Origin of the sequence: Plantactinospora sp. B6F1 (genome assembly GCF_040120695.1) — a bacterium.
Lineage (GTDB): Bacteria > Actinomycetota > Actinomycetes > Mycobacteriales > Micromonosporaceae > Plantactinospora.
Genome location: NZ_JBEEAC010000081.1, coordinates 1 through 1,771 on the forward strand (window position 1 = coordinate 1; position 1,771 = coordinate 1,771).

Here is a 1,771-nt window from a genome sequence, read left to right on the forward strand (position 1 = left end):
GCTAGGCCCGTATTCCGCACGTCGGCGATCGTCAGCACCATTCCAGCGGGTTGACGTCGAGTAGGTCCAGGATTTCGAGTTGTAGGGGTGTGGGTTGAGGGATGGTGTGTAGGTTTCCGCTGGTCGCGGGGATGAGTCTCATGCTGGCGAGGGCTTGGAAGATCAGCCGGGTGGTCGGGATCGCGGGCCGGCGGGCGTAGAGGCCGGCGACGGTGGTCCGGTCTTGTGCGCGTAGAGCTGTTCTGACCTGGCGTTCGATCAGGCTGAAGATGAGCAGGGCGAGGCAGACCACGGTGATCATGGCGGTGATCCGACGGTTACTCTTCAGGTAGATCGCGGCGACGGCCAGTGGGCCCTTGAACGCCGAGTAGCGGCGTTCGACGGCTTCCTGGCCCTTGTAGTGCAGCAGGACCTGGCCGGCGTCGGCTTGCTCGGCTTCCAGGTTGGTCAGCAGCGCGTACCAGCCGTCGGTAGCCGCTTCGGCATCGATCGCCTGCTGGTCGAAGTGCCAGTCCAGGGTGGGTTTCCCGGTGTCCGCATCGATGCCGGTCATGGTGCGCAGGTAGGCGGTGACGCGGCGGCCCTTGGCGATCACGGCCAGGCGCGCCTCGACCGCGGCGACGTCCGGGTAGTGCCGCGAGCCCAGCCCGCGCTGGAGCCGGGCCAGGTCGTCGCGGGCCCGGTCGAGTTTCTGTGCCCGGGCGGTGGCTGCGGCACCGGCTCGGGCGCTGGAGTGCACGAATACCCGACGCAGGGTGAGTACGGGATCCTTCTTCCGGGATCCGGCCAGGGTCATCGTGTCTTCGTACACGTGCCAGGTCCCCCGCTTGTCGGGGTCTTTGCCCTGGTCACGGGCTGCGACGTAGTCGACCCGGGTAGCCGCACGCAGATCCAGGCCCGCGAGGGCATCGGCGCTGACGTACACCTTCGACGCCGGCGCCACAAACGTCACCTCATCGGCGTGCATCTTCGCCAGGTTGTCGTAGGAGACCAGTTTCGAGTCCCCGACGATCAACAACCGGCGACTGGTGGCGATCTGCTGTAACGCCTTCATCATCGGCACCACCTGGGCGACCTCACCCGCGCCGCCGTCGTACGCCCGATGGAACAGCGGTATCCCACCATCGCCGGTCACCGCGATTCCGGTCTGGACCTGTTTCAAGTCCGGCCGCCGGTCCTTGGGATGCCCAAACTTCGGCGCCGCATAGTCCTCGTCGGGCTGCTCGTACTCGCCGTGCAGCGAGATCGAGGTCATGTCCCAGTGCATCCGGGACACGTCGATACCGAACACTTCGATGGCGGCCACGCCGACCGACCCGGCGATCGAGTCCACCCGCGACGCGATCGCGTCCAAAGCCCGGCCGACCCGGTCATCGTTGAGCTGTTCCGGCCGGATCCCGAAGACCTCCTCGACCGCGTACCCACCGGCCCAGTCCTGCACCCGCACGAGGGGCTCCGGCGAAGTCAACCGGTTCGCGACCAGCGACTCGATCACCTGACCGTGCGTCAACTCCGACCGGTCATCGACCGGGCACAACCCATCGATGACATCCCGAATCCGCAACCGGCCGGCGAACGCCGCGACCACCGGCAACGACCCCAACGCCTTCTCCACCGACGGCACCACACCGTACCGCGCACGCTCTCTCACAACCCGGACACGCTGCCACCGGTCACCCTCATCACCAACCCGCCGCGCCGAAACCCACCCACGATCACCGACGTGCGGAAAGCGGGGCTAGGAGGGCCATGAACGAGACCAGCCCCTAGG

1 protein-coding gene is annotated in these 1,771 nt (G+C 67.0%); it reads right to left on the reverse strand.

All coding sequences use genetic code 11. The features are described 5' to 3' along the window. Positions 1–31: 31 nt before the first annotated feature. A complete protein-coding gene (locus tag ABNF97_RS33835) occupies positions 32–1,651 on the reverse strand; it encodes an IS1634 family transposase (RefSeq protein WP_349341053.1) in 1,620 nt (539 codons plus the stop codon). Positions 1,652–1,771: the final 120 nt, after the last annotated feature.